Source organism: Pseudonocardia sp. P-1 (assembly GCF_058111925.1).
This window is the reverse complement of record NZ_CM176614.1, coordinates 3,608,810-3,624,045: the sequence shown is the minus strand read 5'-3', so window position 1 is coordinate 3,624,045 and position 15,236 is coordinate 3,608,810. Positions and strand designations below refer to the sequence as shown.

Below are 15,236 nucleotides of genomic sequence, written 5' to 3'. Positions count from 1 at the left end.
CCTATCCCGCACGCCGGGTCGACGGGATCGGATTGGCGGACAGCGCCGAACAGGGTGATCATCGGCGTAACACCGGACATCGTTGCGGTGAACAACAGACAAGGCACGCGGAGGACCGGGGACGAGAGGGGGCCGTGCCGATGCACCAGCAGACGCACGCACAGCACCGGAGCTACGTCGCGATCGGCGACAGTTTCACCGAGGGGCTCGACGACCTCACCCCCGACGGCCGGGCCCGCGGCTGGGCCGACCGCGTCGCCGAGACCCTCGCCCACCGCCGCCCGGGCTTCGGCTACGCCAACCTCGCCGTGCGCGGGAAGGTCCTCGACGAGATCGTCGCCGAGCAGCTCCCGGTCGCCGAACGGATGCGCCCCGACCTGATCACCTTCTGCGCGGGCGGCAACGACATCATCGGTTGGTCCTGCGACGTCGACGACCTCGCCGCCCGCTTCGACGCCGCGCTCGGCAGGCTGGTCGCGACCGGCGCCGAGGTGCTGATCTTCACCGGCTTCGACCTGCGCCGGATGCACCCGTTCATCCGCAGGCTGCGCGGCCGGATCGCCTGCTACAACGAGGACATGCGGGCCGCCGCCGAACGGCACGGCTGCCGCGTCGTCGACCTGTGGGCGATGGACTGCCTCGCCGATCCGCGGGCCTGGGGGCCGGACCGGCTGCACCTGGTCCCGCACGCGCACGAGCGGGTCGCCTGGCGGGTGCTGGAGACCCTCGGTGAGCAGGCCCCGGACTGGCGCGGGCCGTGGCCGGAGCCCGAGGGCGGACCGACCCCCTGGACCGCGCGCCAGGCCGAGGACCTGCGGTGGGTCACCCACCACGTGATGCCCTACCTGCGCAAGCGGCTGCGCGGCGGGCACACGTGGGACGGGTACCGGCCCAAGCGTCCGGAGCTCTCACCCCTCCAGGACGCCTGAGCGCGAGCCGCTCAGCGGACCGGTGAGTGGTCCCGGGCGGCGATGTGCGACGGCCGCGGCCGCGGCGCGGAGAACGGCGCCACGCAGGCGTTCTCGACGCTGTTGAACACCAGGAAGATGTTCGAGCGCGGGTACGGGGTGATGTTGTCCCCCGACCCGTGCATGCAGTTGGAGTCGAAGAACGTGGCGCCGCCCGCCTCGCCGGTCATCATCGCGATGCCGTGCCGCTGGGCCAGCTTCGAGATGGACTCCGCGTCCGGGGTGCCGATCTCCTGCTCCTTCAGCGACGTCAGGTGGTAGTCCTCCGGGGTCTCCCCGACACACGACACGAAGGTCCGGTGCGACCCCGGCATGATCATCAGGCAGCCGTTGAACGGGTGGTTGTCGGTCAGCGAGATCGAGCAGCTGACCGCACGCGGGCCGGGCATCCCGTCCTCGGCGTGCCAGGTCTCGAAGTCGGAGTGCCAGAAGAACCCCCCGCCACCGAGCCCGGGCTTGTAGTTGATCCGGCTCTGGTGCACGTACACGTCGGAGCCGAGGATCTGGCGGGCCCGGGAGAGCACCCGCTCGTCGCGCACCAGCCGGCCGATCGCCTCGGACATCCGGTGGACCTCGAAGATCGAGCGGACCTCGTCCGAGGACTTCTCGACGATGCAGCGCTCGTCGGCGCGGACCTCGGGATCGTGGGCGAGCCGGTCCAGCTCGGCCTGGTACTCCACGATCTCGTCGGCCGTCAGCAGCCCCGGCACCTGCACGAAGCCGTCGCGCTCGTGCGCCTCCAGTTCCTGGGCGCCGAACATGCCGGCGCTCGCCCTCGAGCCCCACACGGTGGGCTCGGCGCGGTCGATGAAGGCGGGGGTGTTCGAGACGCGCGTCGGGTAGCGGTCCCCGGCTGCACGCACGAGACGCGGTTCGTCGTTACCGACCAGTGCGGTCATGGACCCTCCTGTGAGTCGCTGTGGGTTCGGTGTCCCTTCGGATGGACGTCGTGTGAACGACCGCGAGGGGCGTTCCCGCTGTCACACAGCGGAAACACCCCTCGCGGTGTCGATCCCGGTACGGAGCCCTCAGTCCTCCGTGACCAGCGGGTACACGCCGTTCTCGTCGTGCACCTCACGACCGGTCACCGGCGGGTTGAAGACGCACACGCAGGTGATCTCGGTCTTCGGGCGGAGCTGGTGCTTCTCGTTGCCGTTCAGCACGTAGATCGAGCCCGGCTTGAGCTGGTACGTGACGTCGTTGTCCTTGTCGTACAGCTCGCCCTCACCGGAGGTGATGAAGACGGCCTCGATGTGGTTCGCGTACCAGAAGTCGTTGATCGTCCCGGCCTTCAGCGTGGTCTCGTGGACCGAGAACCCCACCTTGTCGTTGGCCAGGACGATGCGCTTGCTGCGCCACTGCTGGTCCTCGGAGACCACGTCACGCTCGGTGTCGGTGATCTCGTCGATGGTGCGGACGATCATGGTTGTGGATCAGCTCCCGATGACGGTCTTGACGGACTCGCCGATGATCGCAAGACCTTCGTCGAGCTCGTCGTCGGTGGTCGTGAGCGGCGCCAGGAGCTTGAGCACCTCGTCGTTCGGACCGGCGGTCTCCAGCAACAGGCGGTGCTCGAAGGCCTTCGAGGCCACCTTCTCGGCGAGCCCCTCGCCCTCGAACTGGATGCCCCGCGCCATCCCACGGCCCTTGGTGAACATCTCGGTGCCCTGGTTGTCACCGATGATCTTGTTGAAGGCCTCCTCGACCTTCTCGCCCTTGCGCAGCGTCTCCTTCTCCAGCGTGTCGTCGGTCCACCAGTTGCGCAGCGTGTGCGTGGCGGTGACGAACGCGGGGTTGTTGCCGCGGAAGGTGCCGTTGTGCTCGCCCGGGCCCCACTGGTCGTACTCGGGCTTGATCAGCACGAGCGCCATCGGGAGGCCGTAGCCGGAGATGGACTTCGAGATCGTGACGATGTCGGGCTGGATGCCCGCGATCTCGAAGGAGAAGAACGGGCCGGTCCGGCCGCAGCCCATCTGGACGTCGTCGACGATCATGAGGATGCCCTTGCGGGTGCACAGGTCCCGCAGACCCTGCAGCCACTCGATGCGCGCCGGGTTGAGTCCGCCCTCGCCCTGGACCGTCTCGACGATGACCGCGGCCGGCTCGTTGAGGCTGGACCCGGTGTCGTCGAGAACCTTCTCGAACCACAGGAAGTCGGGCATCTTGCCGTCGAAGTAGTTGTCGAACGGCATCGGCGTCGAGTGGACCAGCGGGATGCCGGCGCCACCGCGCTTCATCGAGTTGCCGGTCACCGACAGCGCGCCCAGCGTCATGCCGTGGAAGGCGTTCGTGAAGTTGATCAGCGCCTCCCGGCCGCTGATCTTGCGCGCGAGCTTCAGCGCGGACTCGACGGCGTTGGCGCCGGTCGGGCCGGGGAACTGAACCTTGTACTCCAGGCCACGCGGCTTGAGGATGACGTCCTCGAACGTGGTCAGGAACTCGCCCTTGGCCGAGGTGTACATGTCCAGCCCGTGGGTGACGCCGTCACGGGTCAGGTACTCGATCAGCGGCTTCTTGAGCACCTCGGGGTTGTGCCCGTAGTTCAGGGCGCCCGCACCACCGAAGAAGTCGAGGTAGGAGTGGCCGTCGACGTCGGTCAGACGGCTGCCCTTCGCCGTGTCGAAGACGACGGGCCAGTTACGGCAGTAGCTCCGGACCTGGGACTCGAGATCCTCGAAAACGGTCATGTGTTCCCACCCTTGTCTGCTGCGATCGGGCCGATGAGATAGAGGTTCTCCGGCTCGTGCTCGTCACCGAGCAGGTCCGGACCGAAGAGGTCCTCCCGCTCGATCGTCATGTCGTGGCGCCCCGCGAACTTCGTGAACAGGCGGATCGAGGAGGCGTTGTCCGGCGTGATGGTGGTCTCCATCCGCTCGGCGCCCGCCTGGTCCCAGACGGCGTCCAGCATCCGGCCGGCGAGCCCCGCACCGCGTGCCACCGGATCGACGCACACCTGCCAGATGAGCAGGGCGCCGTTCTCGGGGCGCAGGTAGCCGGTCACGTAGCCGACGGCGCGGCCGTCGTCGCGCCGGGCGACGACCGAGGTGCGCGCGAAGTCGCGGCACCACAGGACGTAGGCGTAGCGGGAGTTCGCGTCCAGCGTCCGCGCCTCCACCGCCAGCCGCCACATGTCCACCCCGTCGGCCGGGACCGGGGAGCCGATCTCGTACGAATGGTCACCGTCGGCGTCGGCCGCCGGGGCGGGCGCGCCGGTCGCGGCGTCCCCGTCCGGAGCCGTGGACGCCCGAGGAGGAGCCTGTTCGGGAGCGGTCATGACGGATGAGGTTAGTGCCGTCCGGCGCAGGTCGCAGCCGCTGACGACCGGCACCGACCCCGTGCGCCCTGATCGACGTGACCGGCGACACAGAGCGGCCCGTGACATAGCGACCGGGTGTCCGCCCAGGAAGACACCGTGATCGCCGAACAGCTCGGTGACCCCGACGGGGCCTGTCCGGCGCAGCCACGGACCCGGACGTGGCCCTCGCCACGCTCCGCGACCACCCGCCCGCACGTTCGGCCAATCGTGCGGATGCACTTGCATCTGCACCGCTGCGGGGTGAGGATGGTTATTCCGTCGAATCGTGCCCGGAGGAGCTGCCGTGTCGGTGACACCCGCCAGTACGCGCCCCGTGGCCGTGGTGACCGCGCCGGACGAGGAGCAGACCGTCACGGTCACCTGCGCCCGCGACAGCCGCAGCCACGTCGTGGCGCAGGCGGTGCTGGCCGACTCGCTCACCGCCGGAACCGGACACTGCACCGCGCTCTGCGGGCACGTGGTGCTGCCGGCGTCGCTGGCCTCCCCGCCCGGGGACGGCTGCCTGCTGTGTGCCGAGACCTCCGGGGCCGGGCGCCGCGCCCGCCGCCGCGGACGGATCGGTTTCGGGCGCTCGGCCCGCGCCGCCTCCTGAGCGCCGCCGCCGACCGCCGACCGCACAGCCGGTCCGTTCCCCCACCGCCGGCCGGGCCCCGACCCGCGCCGGTGGCTCCCTCACCTGCCACCGGTCCGGTCCCGCCGGCGGATCAGCGCCCGCCGGACACGTCCAGCACGGCGCCGGTGACGTAGCTGGCCTCGTCCGACAGGAGCCAGGCGATCGCCGTCGCCACCTCGTCGGGGTGGCCGGCACGGCCCATCGGGATCGACGGCGCCATCCGCTCGATCCGCCCCGGCTCACCGGCCCGGGCGTGGAAGTCGGTGTCGAGCAGGCCCGGTCGTACGGCCGCCACCCGGATCCCGTCCGCGGCGACCTCCTTCGCGAGCCCGACGACGAGCGCTTCCACCCCGGCCTTCGCGGCCGCGTAGTCGGTCCACTCGTCGGGCGAGCCGAGCACCGCCGCGCGGGAGGTGACGTGCACGAGCACACCACCCGCCCCGCCGTAGCGGGTCGACATGCGGTGCACCGCCTCGCGTGAGCAGAGCAGGGCCGCGCGCAGGTTGAGCGCGACGACCTCGTCGATCCGGGCGTCGCTCATGTCCTCGAGACGCTGCCGCGAGGGAGCTCCGCCGGCGTTCGCGACCACGCCCGTCAGCGGCGAGGGCATGGCCGACGCAGCGTCGAACAGGCGCTCGACGCCCTCGGTGCGGGTGACGTCCGCTGCGACCGCGTCGGCGTGCACCCCGGCCGCCCGGCACTCCGCGACGACGGCCGCGGCGTCCTGGGGTGAGGCCCGGTGCCCGACGAGGACGTCCTGGCCGCGGGCGGCCAGCAGCCGGGCGGTGGCCGCGCCGACCCCGCGGCTGGCACCCGTCACGAGCACCGTCATGCGTCGTCCGTCCTGCGGTGTCAGGCCCGGTGGGCCTCGGGACCGGGCTCCGGACGGGCGGTGCCCTCCGGCGTCCCCGGCTGCCGGGTACCGGGGTCACGGACCTCGGTGTCGGCACGGGACGCGCCGCCGGGTCCGATCTCCCCGGGGCGCTCGTCGTCGCGCAGGCCGCGCATCTCGCTCTTCAGGATGCGGCTGGACCGACCGACCGACCGCGCCATTTCCGGCAGCTTCTTCGCGCCGAACAGCAGGACCAGCACGACCAGCACGATCAACCAGTGGGTGGGGCTCACAGCGCCCATGACAGCCTCCTCGCTCGTCGACCGGATCAACGAACCATCCTCCGCCGGGGTTCTCCCGCGCAAGAACAGCCTCCCACGGCGCACGGAACCTGATCGCTCGGTCACTCACCGTTGATCCGGCGGCCTCGAACGGGTTTGGATGACGGTGACACCGTGGGCGGCACCGGCGCTGCCCGGGGACGAAGGAGCTGATCCGTGCAGCCGACCGCACTCGCGACCCCGCAGGAGCTCGACCCGGTCGACCTGGCCCGCTACCCGGTGCACGAACCGGGCTCGTCCGGGTGGGAGGACGCGGTCCGCCGGGCCCGCGCCCAGCTCGCCGCCGACGGCTGCGCGGTGCTCCCCGGGTTCGTCCGGGCGTCGTGGCGGGACCGGCTGCGGACCGAGGGCGAGGCGGTCGCCCCGCTGGCGCACTACGAGACCGCCGTGGTCAACGTCTACAACACCGACCCCGACCCCTCGCTGCCCGCCGACCACCCGGCGGGGGTGCCGATGGAGCGGGGCAACGCCTTCGTCGCCCGCGACCGGATCCCGGCGGCCGCGGTGGTCCACCGCCTGTACCCGCAGCCCGCCTTCCGCGCCTTCCTCGCCGCCTGCACCGGCGTGCCCGAGCTGCACGAGCTGGCCGACCCGCTGGCCGGGCTGTGCCTGAACGTCGTCGGCGACGGCCGGTCGCACCCCTGGCACTTCGACACCAACGAGATCGCGATCAGCCTGCTCACCCGCGCGCCGGAGGCCGGCGGGGTCTTCGAGTACTGCCCGGACATCCGCAGCACGTCCTCGGAGAACACCGCCGACGTCGCCGAGGTCCTGCACGGCAGGGGCGGCGACCGCGTCCGGCGGCTGGTGCTGCGTCCCGGTGACCTGCAGCTGTTCCGCGGCCGGTACTCGCTGCACCGGGTGACCGAGGTGCGCGGGAACGTCGCCCGGCACACGGCGATCTTCTCCTACAGCACCCGCCCCGGGGTGGTCGGCAGCGCGGTCCGCACCCGCCAGCTGTTCGGGAGGACACTGTCCGAACACGGGGGGTCGCGCACCGTGCGCGTCGACGGGCTGCTGGACTGATGCCCGTGACCACCACGTTCGCGGCCGACGACGACCTGCCGAAGGTGCCGCTCCCGACCCTGTCCGCCTCGGTCGACCGCTTCCTCGAGTGGTGCGCCCCGCTGCTCAACCCCGACGAGTACGCCCGCACCGAGTCCGCCGCCCGCGAGCTGCTCGCCGAGGGCGGCCCCGCGTCGGTGCTCCAGGCCGACCTCGAGCGCTTCGACGCCGGCGCCCACAGCTGGCTGGACGCGTTCTGGCCGTCGCGCTACCTGGGCCGGCGCGATCGGATCGCGCTCAACGCGAACTTCTTCTTCCTGTTCGGCCCCGGCTCCACCACCGACCCGTGCGCGCGGGCCGCGCAGCTCACCGTGGCCGCCCTCGGGCACAAGGCCGATCTCGACGCCGGGACGTTCCCGCCACTGGTCAACCGCGACGTGCCGCAGTCGATGGACCAGAGTCGCCACATCTTCTCCACCACCCGCATCCCGGGCGACCCCCAGGACACCGTCCGCACCCCCTACAGCGACGACTGGCCGGGCCCGTCCACCGAGCGGCACGTCGTGGTGCTGCACCGTGGCCGGATCCACCGCCTCGACGTGGTCGGCGCCGACGGCGCCGCGCACACCGCCGAGGAGATCGCCGGCGCCCTGCGGGAGATCCGGGACGCCCACCCCGAGCGGGCCGCCACCGGTGACGCGGTCGGCGCGCTGACCACCCTGGCCCGCGCCGAGTGGGCCGCGGTGCGGGACCGGCTGACCGGGCTGGACCCGGCCAACGCCGAGGCCGTCGACCTCGTGGAGCGTGCGCTGCTCGCGATCTGTCTCGACGAGACCGACCCCGCCGACGAGGAGTCCGCCGCGCGGACCCTGCTGGCCGGGGACGCCGGTGACCGGTGGTTCGACAAGGCGCTGTCGATCGTCGTGCTCGCCGACGGCACCGCCGGGGTCAACATCGAGCACTGCGAGCTCGACGGCACCACCGTCCTCACCCTGGTCGACGCGATGTTCGGCGACCCGCTGCAAGTGCACGCCGAGCGGATCGGGGCCCGTCCGCAGGGCGTCCCGTCGCACGCCGAGCTGCGGTTCGTCCTCGACGACGACCTGCGCGCCACCGTGGCCCGCGCGCACGACGAGTTCTCCGCGTTCCTCGACGCCACCGCCACCGAGCTCGTCGCCTTCGACGACTTCGGCGCACGCGACGCGAAGGCCCTGAAGTGCTCCCCGGACGCCTTCGTGCAGGCCTGCTACCAGGTCGCGCACCGGCGGGCCAAGGGCGTCACCGGGGCCACCTACGAGTCGATCGCGACCCGGCAGTTCCGGCGCGGACGCACCGAGGCGATGCGGGTGATCACGCCGGAGATGGTGACCTTCGTCGACGCCATGGGGGACCCGCAGGCCTCCGACGCCGACAAGGTCGACACCTTCCGGGCCGCCGCCGCGGCGCACGGCGCCCGCGCGAAGCAGTGCCAGCAGGGCGACGCGCCCGAGCAGCACCTGTGGGAGCTGGACTGGATCCGGCGCCGTCGCGGGGCGGAGCTGGGCGTCACCGAGCAGCTGGCGGTGTTCGACTCCCCCGGCTGGACGATCATGCGCGACGACTGGCTGTCGACCAGCTCCGCGCCGTCGGACAACATCCGGTACTTCGGGTTCGGCTCGACCAGCTCGCGCTGCATCGGGGTGGCCTACGTGCTGCTGCCCGACCGCTTCCACGTGCACCTGTCCACCCCGGCCGACCAGGCCGAAGGGATGCACGCCTTCGCCCGGGAGCTGCGGACGGCGGTGACCGAGCTGCGGAACCTGCTTGCCTGAGCGGGTTCACTGGTGGGATGGAGCGCGTCCTCGTCACCGGCAGTTCCGGCCACCTCGGTGAGGCGCTGGTCCGCACGCTGGCCGGCGACGGGGTGCCCGTCGTCGGTCTGGACCGGCGGCCCTCGCCGTGGACCGCGGTCGTCGCGTCGCTGACCGACCGCGACGCCCTGCGGTCGGCGCTGCGCGGGGTCAGCCACGTGCTGCACACCGCGACGCTGCACAAGCCGCACGTCGGCTCGCACAGCAGGCAGGACTTCGTCGGCACGAACGTGTCGGGCACCCTCGCGGTGCTGGAGGAGTCCGCCGCGGCGGGGGTGCGGGGCGTGGTGTTCACGTCCTCGACCAGCGCGTTCGGCCGCGCGCTGACCCCGGTGCCGGGCGGGCCCGCGACCTGGATCGACGAGACCGTGGTGCCCCGGGTCCGCAACGTCTACGGCGCCACCAAGACCGCCGCCGAGGACCTGTGCGAGCTGGCCGCGCTGGACCCGGGGCTGCCGGTCGTGGTGCTGCGGACCTCGCGGTTCTTCCCCGAGCCCGACGACCGCGACGAGGTCCGCGCCGCCCACGACGACACCACGCTCAAGCTGGTGGAGTTCTGCCACCGGCGGGTCGACGTCGCCGACGTCGTGTCCGCGCACCTGGCCGCGGCCCGGCGGGCGCCCGGGCTCGGGTTCGCCCGCTACGTGGTCAGCGCACCGCCGCCGTTCCACCGGTCAGACCTCGCCGAGCTGGGCCGCGACCCGGCCGCGGTGCTGGAGCGGCGGGCCCCAGCCCTCGCCGCGCTGCTGGCCGACCGCGGCCGGCCGGTCCCGCCGGTGGACCGGGTGTACTGCCCGGGCCGGGCGGTCGCCGAGCTCGGCTGGACCCCGGTCTGGGACGTCGACGCCGTCGTCGCGCGGGTGCGTGACGGCGGGCCGCCGCGCAGCCCGCTGGCCGACGCCGTCGGGGCGAAGGGGTACCACGATTCCCCGACCGGGGTGTACACCCGGTGATTTCACCTCGCCGGACCGGGTGACTGTAGGTCGTCAGGGCTAACGCCGTGGGTACGACCGGCGGTAGAGGTGACACAGCACGTGTCGCCGACCGTGACGCCGTACCCCGGAGGTCCTGCCATGACCGGCCCGCAGCACCGACCCAGCCCCGGCCCGCGCGGTGCCGACGCCGACCGCGCCCGGCCGTCGCCGCGACCGCGGCACGGGTTCGACGACCACGAGTTCCCCGAGGACTCCTACCAGGGCGGCTACCCGGACCTGCGGCCGTCGCGGCCGGTGGAGCGGGCGACGCCCACCGACCCGGAGGGCTTCGGCGAGCTGTACGGCGGGACCGGTCCGCAGCCGACCGTGGGGCGGGGCGGGTACGCCGCACCGATGCGCTACGAGGGCTACGGCGCCCCCGTACCGGCGGGCGGGTCGCAGCCGGGCGGCGACGACCCCGACGACGGCGGGTACGGCCCGTACGGCCGGGCCGCGCACCGCCAGCCCGAGGAGCCGGTCACCCCGACCCGGGCCGCCTACGGCGAGTACGGCGACCCCGGGTCCCGTGGCGGGACCGCGATCGACGGCGGGCCGCCCTACCCCGGCCCCACCGGATCCGGGTACGGGCGCGCGCGGGCCCCGGAGGAGGACGAGCCGGTCCGCCCGGCCGTGCCGTACGACGACCCGGACCACGTCGCGGACCACGAGGACCTGCCCCGGGACGAGGTCGTCGGGGACGGGCCGATCGCCGCCGCCACGTCCGGCCGCGACTCCGGCGACGACCGGGCCGAGTACGACCGCGCCGGGCACGGACGGCCCGGGCACGGCGAGAGCGGCGGGACCGCGGTCGCCGAGCGCTCCGCCGTCGGGACCGGCGCCGGGGCGGTGCCCGCGCCGCGTCCGCCGTCGGAGTCCGGCGGCCGTCGCCCGGCGACGGTGGCCGAGGCCGCCGCAGCCCGGTTCGGCGCGACCGGACGGTCCGCCGACACGGCGGCGGCCGCACCGGCCGTCGAGGCGACCGGGCCGGTGACCACGACGCCACGCGCGGCGGCGGCCCCGGCCGCCCCCGCCACGGCCGCCGCACCGGTGCGGGTCGCGAAGGACCCGACCGCGCTGACCGTGCTGCGGGTCCTCACCTACGTGCTGGTGTCGCTGTCCTGCCTGGTCTTCCTGGCCGGGGTGGTCTACGGGCTCGTGGTGTACCTGGAGTTCCGCTCGGCGCTGGGCACGTCACCGCTGTTCGGGGGCGGCACGCCGTTCGGGAGCTGGTGAGGGCGCCGGGCGTGGCTCACGGCTCCGCGAGCCACGCCCAGGACAGCGGCGGGAGGTGGGCCCGCCCGCCCTCGGTGCGGACCGGGCCGTCGGAGGACAGCACCGTGTCCAGGCCGGTGACCAGGGCGGCGTCGACCGAGGCGGGCCGGTCGGACACGTTGACCAGCCCGACGAAGCGGCCGCCGCGCGGGTGCCGCCGCGTCCACCCGAGCACCGCCGGGTCGTCGAGCACGGGCACCTCCACCGGCGCCGACGCGTGCAGCGCGGGCAGCTCGGCCCGCACCGCGGCGAACCCGGTCAGCGCACCGAACACCCGCCCCTCGACGGTGTCCGGGTCGTAGCGGCGGGCGAACGCGGCCTCGTCCATCGGGGGCCGGTGCATCCACCGGTTGTCCGCGGCGCGCTCGGGGTCGGCGCGGTAGCCGGTGTCGTTGGCCAGGGCCAGCTCGTCGCCCATGTAGAGCAGGGGGATGCCGCCCCAGCCGTAGACGACGGCGTGCGCGAGCAGCAGGCGTCGCACACCCGCGTCGAGGGCGGCGGGGTCGTGGCGGGCGCGGGCGTCGTCGATGCCGCAGAGCGCGGCGGCGCTGCCGGAGATGCGGGCGTCCCCGGTGTCCGGGTCCTCCTGGAACAGGGCGCCGCGGGCGAAGCTGCCCGGGAAGCGTCCGGCGAAGAAGTCGTTGAGGAACCGCCGGTGCGACGGGCCGTCCCAGCCGACGGCGGCGGCGTCGACGTCGGAGACGGCCCAGCCGATGTCGTCGTGGCAGCGGACGTAGGTCGCCCACGCCGTCGTCGACGGGGCGGGGGTCATGCGGCGCAGCGCGTGTGCGGCGAGGCGGGCGTCGCGGGTGGCCAGGCTCGACCACAGCATCACCATGAGCTGGTTGTGGTAAGCCAGCTCGCACTCGGGGCGGTAGCGGTCGTGCGCGCCGAGGTAGCCGACGAGGTCGTCGGGCGCGACGATCGCCTCCGCCTTGAAGACCACCGCCGGGGCCGCGATCCGGGTGAGCGCGTGCAGCGCCTGCAGCACGTCGTGGGCCTCGGGCTGGTTCTGGCAGTTCGTGCCGAGCCGCTTGCCGAGGAACGGCGCCGCGTCCATGCGCAGGACCTCGACCCCGCGCCCGGCCAGGGTGAACACGGTGCCGAGCATCGCGGCGAACACCTCGGGGCAGGTCCAGTCGAGGTCCCACTGGTAGTCCCAGAACGTCGTCCACACCCAGCCGCCGTCGCCGCCGCCCGCCCCGGGCACCCAGCTGAACGATCCGGGCGCGCGGTCGGGGAAGACGTCGGGGATCGTCGCCTCCCAGGCGTCGGGCATCTCCCGGTCCGGGTAGGCGGTGTAGAAGCCGGCGTAGCGCGGGTCGCCGGCGAGCCAGCCGCGCGCCCACGGGTGCTCGGCGGCGGTGTGGTTGAGGACGAGGTCCACGCACAGGCTCATCCCGCGCTCGCGCAGCGCCCCGGCGAGGGACTCCAGGTCGTCCATCGTGCCCAGCCGCGGATCGACGGCGGTGTAGTCGGCGACGGCGTACCCGCCGTCGTTCTCGCCGTCGCGCGGCTTGAGCAGCGGCATCAGGTGCAGGTACCGCACGCCCAGGTCGGACAGGTGGTCCAGGCGGGTGCGGATGCCGCGCAGGGTGCCCGCGAAGCGGTCGGTGTAGGCGACGTAGCCGACGGTGCGGGGGTCCTGGAACCAGTCGCCGTCGACCTCGCGGCGGCGGTCGAGCTCGCGCAGCGCCTGCGGGCGGGCGGCCGCGGCGGCCAGCGCGGCGCGCACCAGCCGGGCGGTCAGCCCGCCCGGGTCGGCGACGGCGCCGTAGAGGGCGTCCAGCGGCAGGTGCGCGTCGGCGTACCAGCGCTCGGTGCGGGCGAGGAACCCCGCCGCCTCGACCGCGCCGAGCGCGGCGACCGCCTCCCGGGACAGCTGCGGGAGCAGGTCGTGCAGGGCGGCCCGGGCCCGGCGGCGACGCTCGGTGTCGGGCCGGGCGCGGACGGCGTCGCCCGCAGCGGTCGTGCTGATCACCGCGCCATCCTGCCGAACCGCGCGGCCGCTGTCAGGTGCGCGCCAGCACCTCCCGCAGCCGGGCGACGAAACCGGCCGGGTCCTCCAGCCTCCCGACGTGCCCGCCGGGGAACGGCTCCGGGTCCCGGTCCAGCTCCGCGGCCAGCGCCCGGGAGGTCCGGTCGCAGATCTGCCCGGCCGAGGCGGACCCGATGCCGACGACGACCCGCCGCCCGCGCAGGCGCTGCGGGTCCGGACGCCACCGGACCGTCTCGCGCATCTCGTGCAGGAAGAAGTGCCGTTCGTCGGCGGCCTGCTGCGCGGTCGCGTCGGCGTCGGTCGCGGGGAGCCCGGCACCGTCGGCCGCGTTCTGCGCGGCGTCGTCGGGTGCCGCGCCCGGCAGCCCGGCCGACGCCAGGAACAGCGCCCAGGCCGCGGCGGCGCCCTGCTCCCGGTAGGTGCCGATGATCTGCTCGGTCGCCGCGCGGTGCTCCGCCGCGTCGGGCAGCAACTCCTCCAGCGGCGGTTCGTGCGCGACGAGGACCCCCACCAGCTCGGGGCGCGCCTGTGCCAGCGCCAGCGACACCACCGCCCCGCCGCTGGAGCCGAACAGGGTGGCCGGGGCGCCGCCGACGCGCTCGAGGAGCGCGGCGAGGTCGGCCGCCCGCACCGCGACGGTGGAGTCGGCGTCCGGGTCGGCGGCGGGGCTGCGGCCGGTGCCGCGCGGGTCGAACGTGACGACGGTGTGGTCGGCGGCCATCGCGTCGGCGAGCGGGCCGAAGCCCTCGGCGCCCATCGGCGAGCCGACGAGCACGAGCAGCGGGCCGGTGACGCGGACGTCGAAGGTGATGCGGGCGTCCGGGCGGTCGAGCAGATCCGTCGTCACGACGGTCATGGGTGCCTCCTCGCGGGCGGTGTCGCGGTGCCGACCGTCGGCGGGCACCGGACTCCTCGCCGTACCGTGGGAGGCACTCCGACAGAACGGACGAAGCCCCCGTGAAGACCCGCGTCGCCCCGGTGCTGGGCGTGCTCCTCGTGCTGGCCCTGCTCGTGGGCGGTCTGGCCTGGTTCGCCGGAAGCCGCGGGTTCACCCCCGACGACCTGCGCGAGCTGGTCGATCCGCCGCCGCCGGAGCAGTGCGACCAGCCGGACCCGACGACCTCGGGCTGCCTCACCCCGTCCGCGCTGCGCGTGCACGACGCCGCCGTGGCCCGGTTCGGCGAGCCGGGCCCGTCAGCACCGGTCCGGGCGGTCACCTGCTGGTCGGAGCACGCGTGGAACCCCTCGAGCGACCACCCCGCCGGCCGGGCCTGCGACTTCTTCCCGGCCGGCTACGGCGACTTCCCCGCCGGCCAGGACCTGGAGGACGGCTGGGCCGTCGCGACCTGGCTGCGCGAGAACGCCGCCGAGCTGCGGGTCCGCTACGTGATCTGGCAGGGCCGGATCTGGTACCGCGGCACCGGGGACTCCGGGGAGGGCCGGGAGAACTGGGGCCGGCCCTACGACGGCGGCGGGGTGTACGACCCGGAGGACGCCACCGGCGGGCACTACGACCACGTCCACGTCAGCGTCCGCCGGTGAGCACCCCGCTCACAGCACGTGCTGGCCGTACATCTCCCCCAGCGGGTCGGCGATGAGCTCGATGCGCGCACCGTCGGGGTCGCGGAAGTAGACCGAGACACCGGAGTGCACCTCGTGCTCCACCCCGGCCTCGGCGAGCCGCGCGACGAGCTCGTCCCACCGCTGCGGCTCGACGCTGATCGCCATGTGGTGCAGCCCGCCGAGGACCTCGGCGTAGGGGCCGACGTCGAGGCCCGGGAAGTCGAAGAACGCGAGCAGGTTCCCGTTGCCGATGTCGAAGAAGAAGTGCGAGGACCCCGGGTAGTCCCGGTTCTCGATCAGCTCGGTGAGCGGGAAGCCGAGGACATCCTGGTAGAAGCGCACGGTCCGCTCGACGTCCGAGCTCACCAGGGCGGTGTGGTGCAGGCCGCGGGCGGTCGAGGCCGGCCGCTCCCCCGCCGGCTTCAGGTGGGCGGTGCGGATCCGGTCGCGGGCGGCGTCGAGGGCGGCGGTGTCGGTGGGGGTGCCGGTGTCGGTCATGGTGG

16 protein-coding genes are annotated in these 15,236 nt (G+C 73.9%); 7 read left to right on the top strand and 9 right to left on the bottom strand.

Annotated elements, in window-relative coordinates; all coding sequences use genetic code 11:
- The first annotated feature begins 140 nt into the window (after positions 1-140).
- Complete coding sequence (locus AC0GKK_RS17870; RefSeq protein WP_405421422.1) at positions 141-929, top strand: SGNH/GDSL hydrolase family protein; 789 nt, start codon at positions 141-143, stop codon at positions 927-929.
- Between the two features lie 11 nt (positions 930-940).
- Here the strand turns inward: AC0GKK_RS17870 and thpD are convergent, their stop codons facing one another.
- The 4 genes from thpD to ectA form a co-directional block, all read right to left on the bottom strand.
- A complete protein-coding gene (thpD, locus tag AC0GKK_RS17865) occupies positions 941-1,867 on the bottom strand; it encodes an ectoine hydroxylase (RefSeq protein ID WP_489882155.1) in 927 nt (308 codons plus the stop codon).
- A gap of 129 nt (positions 1,868-1,996) precedes the next feature.
- Positions 1,997-2,392, bottom strand: a complete 396-nt coding sequence (locus tag AC0GKK_RS17860; RefSeq protein ID WP_062398314.1) for an ectoine synthase — start codon at positions 2,390-2,392, stop codon at positions 1,997-1,999.
- 9 nt (positions 2,393-2,401) lie between these two features.
- Complete coding sequence (gene ectB / locus AC0GKK_RS17855) at positions 2,402-3,655, bottom strand: diaminobutyrate--2-oxoglutarate transaminase (RefSeq protein WP_346105730.1); 1,254 nt, start codon at positions 3,653-3,655, stop codon at positions 2,402-2,404.
- Entirely contained in the window at positions 3,652-4,242 is a 591-nt protein-coding gene (ectA, locus tag AC0GKK_RS17850; RefSeq protein ID WP_489882154.1) for a diaminobutyrate acetyltransferase, read from the bottom strand. Before ectA ends, ectB begins: the two co-directional genes overlap by 4 nt.
- Before the next feature lie 325 nt (positions 4,243-4,567).
- On the opposite strand from ectA, the gene AC0GKK_RS17845 reads away from it, so the two are divergent.
- Positions 4,568-4,876, top strand: a complete 309-nt coding sequence (locus tag AC0GKK_RS17845) for a hypothetical protein (protein ID WP_157818361.1) — start codon at positions 4,568-4,570, stop codon at positions 4,874-4,876.
- A 112-nt stretch (positions 4,877-4,988) separates the two neighbouring features.
- Here the strand turns inward: AC0GKK_RS17845 and AC0GKK_RS17840 are convergent, their stop codons facing one another.
- Both AC0GKK_RS17840 and tatA read right to left on the bottom strand, forming a co-directional pair.
- The gene (locus tag AC0GKK_RS17840; RefSeq protein ID WP_489882153.1) at positions 4,989-5,729 is read right to left on the bottom strand and encodes an SDR family oxidoreductase; all 741 of its coding nucleotides are present in this window, start codon (positions 5,727-5,729) and stop codon (positions 4,989-4,991) included.
- Between the two features lie 20 nt (positions 5,730-5,749).
- Complete coding sequence (tatA, locus tag AC0GKK_RS17835; RefSeq protein ID WP_489882152.1) at positions 5,750-6,031, bottom strand: Sec-independent protein translocase subunit TatA; 282 nt, start codon at positions 6,029-6,031, stop codon at positions 5,750-5,752.
- Between the two features lie 195 nt (positions 6,032-6,226).
- Here tatA and AC0GKK_RS17830 point away from each other — a divergent pair, with 195 nt between their 5' ends.
- The 4 genes from AC0GKK_RS17830 (at position 6,227) to AC0GKK_RS17815 (ending at position 11,132) form a co-directional block, all read left to right on the top strand.
- Positions 6,227-7,096: a HalD/BesD family halogenase gene (locus AC0GKK_RS17830; RefSeq protein WP_489882151.1), complete on the top strand. Its 870-nt coding sequence runs from the start codon at positions 6,227-6,229 to the stop codon at positions 7,094-7,096.
- A 5-nt stretch (positions 7,097-7,101) separates the two neighbouring features.
- Positions 7,102-8,886: a choline/carnitine O-acyltransferase gene (locus tag AC0GKK_RS17825; RefSeq protein WP_489882150.1), complete on the top strand. Its 1,785-nt coding sequence runs from the start codon at positions 7,102-7,104 to the stop codon at positions 8,884-8,886.
- Between the two features lie 17 nt (positions 8,887-8,903).
- The gene (locus AC0GKK_RS17820; protein WP_489882149.1) at positions 8,904-9,878 is read left to right on the top strand and encodes an NAD-dependent epimerase/dehydratase family protein; all 975 of its coding nucleotides are present in this window, start codon (positions 8,904-8,906) and stop codon (positions 9,876-9,878) included.
- A gap of 120 nt (positions 9,879-9,998) precedes the next feature.
- Positions 9,999-11,132: a hypothetical protein gene (locus AC0GKK_RS17815; RefSeq protein WP_489882148.1), complete on the top strand. Its 1,134-nt coding sequence runs from the start codon at positions 9,999-10,001 to the stop codon at positions 11,130-11,132.
- A gap of 16 nt (positions 11,133-11,148) precedes the next feature.
- On the opposite strand, the gene AC0GKK_RS17810 is transcribed toward AC0GKK_RS17815, so the two are convergent.
- Positions 11,149-13,152, bottom strand: coding sequence for an alpha-amylase family protein (locus tag AC0GKK_RS17810; RefSeq protein WP_208822919.1), 2,004 nt, complete (start codon positions 13,150-13,152; stop codon positions 11,149-11,151).
- A gap of 31 nt (positions 13,153-13,183) precedes the next feature.
- The gene (locus AC0GKK_RS17805; RefSeq protein ID WP_489882147.1) at positions 13,184-14,026 is read right to left on the bottom strand and encodes an alpha/beta fold hydrolase; all 843 of its coding nucleotides are present in this window, start codon (positions 14,024-14,026) and stop codon (positions 13,184-13,186) included.
- A 101-nt stretch (positions 14,027-14,127) separates the two neighbouring features.
- On the opposite strand from AC0GKK_RS17805, the gene AC0GKK_RS17800 reads away from it, so the two are divergent.
- Positions 14,128-14,712, top strand: a complete 585-nt coding sequence (locus tag AC0GKK_RS17800) for a VldE C-terminal domain-containing protein (protein ID WP_489882146.1) — start codon at positions 14,128-14,130, stop codon at positions 14,710-14,712.
- Positions 14,713-14,721: 9 nt separating this feature from the next.
- On the opposite strand, the gene AC0GKK_RS17795 is transcribed toward AC0GKK_RS17800, so the two are convergent.
- Entirely contained in the window at positions 14,722-15,231 is a 510-nt protein-coding gene (locus tag AC0GKK_RS17795; RefSeq protein ID WP_489882145.1) for a VOC family protein, read from the bottom strand.
- Between the last annotated feature and the right edge of the window lie 5 nt (positions 15,232-15,236).

Coding starts and splice junctions, on each gene's coding strand:
- AC0GKK_RS17815 (WP_489882148.1), top strand. CDS start 9,999: ATGACCGGCCCGCAGCACCGACCCAGCCCCGGCCCGCGCGGTGCCGAC.
- AC0GKK_RS17795 (WP_489882145.1), bottom strand. CDS start 15,231: ATGACCGACACCGGCACCCCCACCGACACCGCCGCCCTCGACGCCGCC.
- AC0GKK_RS17805 (WP_489882147.1), bottom strand. CDS start 14,026: ATGACCGTCGTGACGACGGATCTGCTCGACCGCCCGGACGCCCGCATC.
- tatA (WP_489882152.1), bottom strand. CDS start 6,031: ATGGGCGCTGTGAGCCCCACCCACTGGTTGATCGTGCTGGTCGTGCTG.
- AC0GKK_RS17820 (WP_489882149.1), top strand. CDS start 8,904: ATGGAGCGCGTCCTCGTCACCGGCAGTTCCGGCCACCTCGGTGAGGCG.
- ectB (WP_346105730.1), bottom strand. CDS start 3,655: ATGACCGTTTTCGAGGATCTCGAGTCCCAGGTCCGGAGCTACTGCCGT.
- AC0GKK_RS17860 (WP_062398314.1), bottom strand. CDS start 2,392: ATGATCGTCCGCACCATCGACGAGATCACCGACACCGAGCGTGACGTG.
- AC0GKK_RS17840 (WP_489882153.1), bottom strand. CDS start 5,729: ATGACGGTGCTCGTGACGGGTGCCAGCCGCGGGGTCGGCGCGGCCACC.
- AC0GKK_RS17870 (WP_405421422.1), top strand. CDS start 141: ATGCACCAGCAGACGCACGCACAGCACCGGAGCTACGTCGCGATCGGC.
- ectA (WP_489882154.1), bottom strand. CDS start 4,242: ATGACCGCTCCCGAACAGGCTCCTCCTCGGGCGTCCACGGCTCCGGAC.
- thpD (WP_489882155.1), bottom strand. CDS start 1,867: ATGACCGCACTGGTCGGTAACGACGAACCGCGTCTCGTGCGTGCAGCC.